Below are 6,262 nucleotides of genomic sequence, written 5' to 3'. Positions count from 1 at the left end.
CCCAGCAGAGAAACTCGACGAATACATCAAGTCCGGTGTTGCACTCACCACCTGAAACCGCCGCGCCAAAGGCCCGTTTCGGCACTCCTCGGTGGCGCCGGGAAGACGGATCGAGCGCACGACTTGCCCCTCACAGACGAGGTCGGCGCGCGATTCTCCCCAGAACGGCCCTTGGCCACGAACGAGCACCGCGACGCGTCGGCAGACTCGCGGCCATGCGCCACCCCGAGCCCCTGCCCACGCATCTTGAAGCTGCGCCGTTCACCGTCGCCCAGGCCGACGAGTCGGGCGTCTCACGCGACCGGCTCAGGGCGCGTGACCTCGCGAACCCCTTCCGCGGCGTGCGGGTGCCGCGAGCCCTCCTCGAGAACGCCGACCCGGACGCACAGTTCGCGATTCTCTGCGACGCCTACCAGGCGCGGATGCCTCGCGGATGGTTCTTCAGCGGGCCGACAGCCGCCCGCATCCTCGGCGTGCCCCTGCCCGGCCGCCTCGAGCAGCTCGTGGTCCATGTCACCGCGCCGACGGCTTTCGCTCCTCGCGGAAGGTTCGTCGTCGGGCACACCGCGCAGAACGCCGAGACGACACTGCTCTTCGACCGCCCGGTGCGCGTCGCGGCCGAGCTGTGGTGCGAGCTGGCGCGGTTCCTCACCGTCGACGAGCTCATTGCCGCGGGCGACCGGATGCTGTCGGACAAGCCGGTGATGCTCACGACGCGCCGCCATCTCGAGCGGGCGCTCGCCGCGCACGGCGCGGGGCGCGGGGTTCGCACGCTGCGCGAGGCGCTTCCGCAGCTCAGAGAGAACGTGTGGTCGCCGCGCGAGACCTGGGCGCGGCTCGTGATCGTGCGGGCGGGGCTGCCGGAGCCGGCGCGCAACGAGCGGATCCACGGGCCCGATGGGAAGCTCATCGCGATCGGCGACCTCGTCTATCGCCGGTGGAAAGTGCTGGTCGAGTACGAGGGCGAGCGATGGCACCGGCACCGCTGGTCGGGCATCGACGTCGACCGCTACAACCGGCTCGTGCTCGCCGGCTGGACGGTGATCCGCGTGCGCAGGCACCACACCGCCGCCGATGTCGAGCGGATGACCCGCGAGGCGCTTCTCCTGAAGGGTTGGCGCCCCTGAGGCCGCCACCGGAAAGTGCGCAGAGGGGTGAATGCCGTCGCTGAGTCCCGTTTCGGAACGTTTCGGCACGGTTCCGGGGCATCCGTCGCCGCCCGGTAAACTGGCGCGCAATCCCCACCGAGCACCGAGGACACCTGTGGTCACCAACCCCCTGGCGCCGAGCTGGCTGACCGTTCCTGACGACGCGAACGAGCTGCCCGCCGCGATCTGGCCGGCAAGCGCCCGCCGCGAGGGCGACGGGGTCGTCAGCGTCGGGGGAGTGCCGGTCACGCAGCTCAAGGCGCGGTTCGGCTCGCCCCTCTACGTCATCGACGAGGCGGATGCCCGCGCCAGAGCCGCCCGCATCCACGACGCCTTCGCCGCCGCGGCCGCCGCCGTGGGCACGACCGTCACGGTCTACTACGCCGGCAAGGCGTTCCTGTCGACCGAGGTCGCGCGGTGGGTCACCGAGGCGGGGCTGAACCTCGACACCTGCAGCGGTGGCGAGCTCGCGGTCGCCCTCGCGGCCGGCGTCGACCCGGCCCGGCTCGGGCTGCACGGCAACAACAAGTCCCTCGCAGAGATCGACCGCGCCGTCGAGGTCGGCCTCGGCACGATCGTGCTCGACTCCGAGCAGGAGATCGAGCGCGTCGCCGCAGCCGCCGAGCGCCACGGCCGCCGCCAGCGGGTGCGACTGCGCGTGAAGTCGGGCGTGCACGCCGAGACCCACGCCTACCTCGCGACCGCCCATGAGGACCAGAAGTTCGGCGTCTCGCTCGGCGAGGTCGAGGGCCTGGTCGCAGACATCCGCTCGCATGCCTCGCTCGAGTTCGTCGGGCTGCACTGCCACAACGGCACCCAGGTCTTCGGCTCGGCCGGCATCGCCGAATCGGCGCGGCGCCTGCTCGAGGTGCACGCGCGGCTGCTCGCGGGCGGCCCGGTGCCCGAGCTGAACCTCGGCGGCGGCTTCGGCATCGCCTACAACACGGGCGACGACGCGACCGACGCGTGGGAGCTCGCGAAGCCCATCGTCGAGTCGGTCGCCGCGCACTGCGCCGCGCTCGACATCCCCGTGCCTCACCTCGCCTTCGAGCCCGGCCGCGCCATCATCGGCACCCCGGGCGTCACGCTCTACGAGCTCGGCACCACGAAGCCCGTCGAGGTCGACGCCGAGACCGGCGGCACCGCGACCCGCCTGTACGCGAGCGTCGACGGGGGCATGAGCGACAACGCGCGCTACGCGCTCTACCAGGCGCAGTTCAGCGTGCGGCTCGCGTCGAGGCGATCGGATGCCCCGCCCGCGCTCGTGCGCATCGCGGGCAAGCACTGCGAGTCCGGTGACATCGTGGTCGACGCCGACTACCTGCCCGGCGACGTGCGCCCCGGCGACCTGCTGGTCGTGCCGGCCACCGGCGCGTACTGCTTCTCTCTGTCGAGCCGCTACAACTACCTTCCCCGGCCGGCCGTCGTCGCCGTGCGCGACGGCGAGGCCCGCGTGATCGTGCGCAGCGAGACCGAGGAAGACCTTCTCTCTCACGACGCAGGGGTAGTCCTTTGATCGAATACCGCACCCTCAGGATCGCCCTGCTCGGCGGCGGCACGGTCGGCTCGCAGGTCGCCCGACTGCTGCTCGAGAACGGCGATGAGCTGTCGAGCCGCGTCGGCGCGCGCATCGAGCTCGCCGGCATCGCCGTGCGCGACCTCGACAAGCCCCGCGACGCGAGCCTGCCGCGCGAGCTGTTCACGACCGATGCCGAGCAGCTGATCCTCGGCGCCGACATCGTCGTCGAGCTGATGGGCGGCATCTCACCGGCGCGCGAGCTGATTCTGAAAGCGCTGAACTCGGGCGCCGACGTGGTGACCGGCAACAAGCAGTTGCTCGCCACCCACGGCACCGAGCTGTTCGACTTGGCGGGCCAGGTCGGCGCGCAGCTCTACTACGAGGCGGCCGTCGGCGGCGCGATCCCCATCATCCGGCCGCTGCGCGACAGCCTCGCGGGCGATCGGGTCACCCGCATCCTCGGCATCGTCAACGGCACGACGAACTACGTCCTCGACCGCATGGATGTCGACGGCGACGAGCTGGGCGAGGCGCTCGCCGTGGCGACCGAGCTCGGCTACGCAGAGGCCGACCCGACCGCCGACATCGGCGGCTACGACGCCGCGGCGAAGGCCGCGCTGCTCGCGAGCCTCGCGTTCCACACCGACGTGCCGCTCGAAGCCGTGTACCGCGAGGGCATCGAAGACATCACGAAAGAGCAGGTCGATCTGGCCCGCGACATGGGCTACGCCGTGAAGCTGCTCGCCATCTGCGAGCGCATCGCCGTGCCCGAAACGGGCGAGGCCGCGGTGTCGGCACGCGTCTACCCTGCGCTCGTGCCGCGCAGGCATCCGCTCGCCGCTGTTCACGGCGCGCACAACGCGGTCTTCGTGCAGGCGGAAGCCGCGGGCGACCTCATGTTCTACGGCGCCGGAGCGGGCGGCATCCAGACCGCCTCGGCCGTGCTCGGCGACGTCGTGTCGGCCGCGCGCCGCCACGTCGCGGGCGGGCCGGGCGTCGCGGAATCGACGCACGCCGAGCTGCCCGTGCTGCCCGTCTCGGCGGCCGTCACGCGCTACCACGTGACGCTGCACGTCGCCGACCAGCCCGGCGTGCTCGCCGAGATCGCCCGCCTGTTCGCCGAGAACGGCGCGTCGATCGAGACCGTCGTGCAGTCGTCGGCGGCCCCAGGCACAGCGGGCGGCGAGACCCCGACGGCTACCCTGGTCATCGGAACCCATGCAGCCCTCGAGGCGTCGCTCGCGGCGACCGTCGAGGCGCTGCGCGCCAGCGCGGCGGTCACCTCGATCGCCCACGTGCTGCGGATCGAAGGAGCGTAAAGCAAGTGGCCCACCAGTGGCAGGGAGTCCTGCACGAGTACCGCGACCGCCTCGATGTGACGGATGCCACGCCGATCGTCACCCTGGGGGAGGGCGGCACCCCGCTCATCGAGGCCCCCTCGCTCTCGCGCCGCACGGCCGCCCGCGTGTACATCAAGTACGAGGGCATGAACCCGACGGGCTCCTTCAAGGACCGCGGCATGACGATGGCGATCTCGAAGGCCGTCGAGGCCGGGGCCAAGGCCGTCATCTGCGCCTCCACGGGCAACACCTCGGCGTCGGCCGCCGCCTACGCCGCGCACGCCGGCATCAAGGCCGTCGTGCTGATCCCCGAGGGGAAGATCGCGCTCGGCAAGCTGAGCCAGGCGATCGTGCACAACGCCGAGATCGTGCAGCTCACGGGCAACTTCGACGACTGCCTGGATGTCGCGCGTGAGCTCGCCGCGGAATACCCGGTGCACCTCGTCAACTCCGTCAACAACGATCGCATCGAGGGGCAGAAGACCGCCGCGTTCGAGATCGTCGAGCGCCTCGGCGACGCCCCCGACTTCCACTTCATCCCCGTCGGCAACGCCGGCAACTACACCGCCTACACTCGCGGCTTCGTCGAGGAGCTCGAGCGCGGCGCCGCCACCAAGCTGCCGCGCATGTTCGGCTTCCAGGCGGCGGGCTCGGCGCCCATCGTGCTCGGCCACCCCGTGAAGGACCCCGACACGATCGCCTCGGCGATCCGCATCGGCAACCCCGCCTCGTGGAGCCTCGCGCTCGAGGCCCGCGACAGGACGCAGGGCTACTTCGGGGCGATCGACGACGAGACGATCCTCGCCGCGCAGAAGCTGCTCGCGGCCGAGGTCGGCGTGTTCGTCGAGCCGGCGAGCGCCATCGGCGTGGCCGGGCTGCTCGAGCGGCACGCCGCCGGGGCGATCCCCGAGGGCTCGGTCGTGACGATCACCGTCACGGGCCACGGCCTCAAGGACCCGCAGTGGGCGCTGCGCCAGGCCGACGGCTCTGAGGTGCAGCCGACCGTCGTCGAGGTGTCGGCGAGTGCGGTCGCCGGCGCGATCGGGCTGGAGAAGGCATCCGTCGGGGCACCTGCATGATGTCGGCGGGCCCGGATTCCGGTCCGATGCCCGGGCCGGCGGCTGTAGCCGCCGGCGGTTCCTCGGCGATTCCCGTGGGGCGCAGCGTGCACGTGCGCGTGCCCGCGACGACCGCCAACCTCGGGCCCGGCTTCGACACCCTCGGGCTGGCGCTCTCGCTCTACGACGAGCTCGAGGTGACGGTCTCGGCTGTGCCCGGTGTGCGCGTCGAGGTGCACGGCGTGGGCTCCGACGGCTCGGTGCCCACGGATGCCACGAACCTGGTCGCCTCCGTCATCCTCGACGTCCTCGGCCGAAAGGGGGCGCTGGTTCCGGGGCTCGACATCGTCGCGCGCAACGCGATTCCGCACGGGCGGGGGCTCGGTTCATCGGGTGCCGCGATCGTCGGCGGCATCATGGCGGCGAAGGGCCTGCTCGCCGGGCTCGTCGAGTTCGATTCCTCCGAGCTGCTCGCGATCGCGACCGAGCTCGAGGGGCATCCCGACAATGTCGCGCCCGCCTTGTTCGGCGGCCTCACGATCGCCTGGGTCGAGCCGGGCGGCCCGCAGCACAAGAAGCTCAACGTGCACCGGGGCGTCTCGCCGGTGGTGTTCGTGCCGGCGCACACCGTGCCGACCAAGCTCGCGCGCTCGCTGCAGCCGGCGCAGGTGCCGCACGAGGACGCGGTGTTCAACGTGTCCCGCTCGGCGCTGCTGATCGCGGCGCTGATCCAGAGCCCCGAGCTGCTGCTGTCGGCCACCGAGGACAAGCTGCACCAGAACTACCGTGCCGCGGCCATGCCCGATACGAGCGCGCTGGTCGGTCTGCTGCGGGCCGCCGGGTTCCCTGCCGTCGTCTCGGGCGCCGGGCCGAGCGTGCTGGTGCTCTGCGAGCGGCCGGCCGACCGCCTGCGGGCCGCCGAGCTCGTCGCCGCGCAGTCGCCGGTGGAGTGGCAGCCCCTGATGCTGGCGGTCGACTTCAAGGGCGCGACGGTCGCGTAGCGGGGCGCGCGCCTCACCGGCGGCCGTGCGGCCCTTTTGCGTCCCGCGCCGACAGTTGCGCCGACTGTCGGGGCCGCAGCTGTCGGCGGCGGACGCAAACCCCGGCGCGCATCGCCTCGCCGCCTCGGAGTGGCCGGCACCGCCACCCGCTCTGGGGCGCAAGGCGGCCCGCCCGCGAGTGTTAGTATGAGGGGCA

At 72.1% G+C, this 6,262-nt stretch carries 5 protein-coding genes; all 5 read left to right on the top strand.

The annotated features are described in order from the left end of the window. Positions 1-215 precede the first annotated feature (215 nt). Positions 216-1,127: a hypothetical protein gene (locus ABD716_RS02120; RefSeq protein WP_344773299.1), complete on the top strand. Its 912-nt coding sequence runs from the start codon at positions 216-218 to the stop codon at positions 1,125-1,127. Positions 1,128-1,263: 136 nt separating this feature from the next. Beyond that, on the top strand, positions 1,264-2,664 hold the full coding sequence (gene lysA / locus ABD716_RS02115) for a diaminopimelate decarboxylase (protein ID WP_344773297.1): 1,401 nt from the start codon (positions 1,264-1,266) through the stop codon (positions 2,662-2,664). Then, positions 2,661-3,986 (top strand): homoserine dehydrogenase, encoded by a 1,326-nt coding sequence (locus tag ABD716_RS02110; RefSeq protein ID WP_344773295.1) that lies wholly within the window; start codon positions 2,661-2,663, stop codon positions 3,984-3,986. Before lysA ends, ABD716_RS02110 begins: the two co-directional genes overlap by 4 nt. A 5-nt stretch (positions 3,987-3,991) precedes the next feature. Further along, positions 3,992-5,086, top strand: coding sequence for a threonine synthase (gene thrC / locus ABD716_RS02105; RefSeq protein ID WP_344773293.1), 1,095 nt, complete (start codon positions 3,992-3,994; stop codon positions 5,084-5,086). Between the two features lie 26 nt (positions 5,087-5,112). Next, positions 5,113-6,066, top strand: a complete 954-nt coding sequence (gene thrB, locus ABD716_RS02100) for a homoserine kinase (RefSeq protein ID WP_344773291.1) — start codon at positions 5,113-5,115, stop codon at positions 6,064-6,066. The last annotated feature ends 196 nt before the right edge of the window (positions 6,067-6,262 follow it).

It is taken from the genome of Gryllotalpicola kribbensis, from assembly GCF_039538245.1.
In the GTDB taxonomy this organism is placed as follows: domain Bacteria; phylum Actinomycetota; class Actinomycetes; order Actinomycetales; family Microbacteriaceae; genus Gryllotalpicola; species Gryllotalpicola kribbensis.
The sequence above is the reverse complement of the archived record's forward strand: the minus strand, read 5'-3'. Positions and strand labels throughout refer to the sequence as shown.

Excerpts from the sequence above, each read along its gene's own strand:
- thrB (WP_344773291.1), top strand. The coding sequence starts at position 5,113 with ATGCCCGGGCCGGCGGCTGTAGCCGCCGGCGGTTCCTCGGCGATTCCC.
- ABD716_RS02120 (WP_344773299.1), top strand. The coding sequence starts at position 216 with ATGCGCCACCCCGAGCCCCTGCCCACGCATCTTGAAGCTGCGCCGTTC.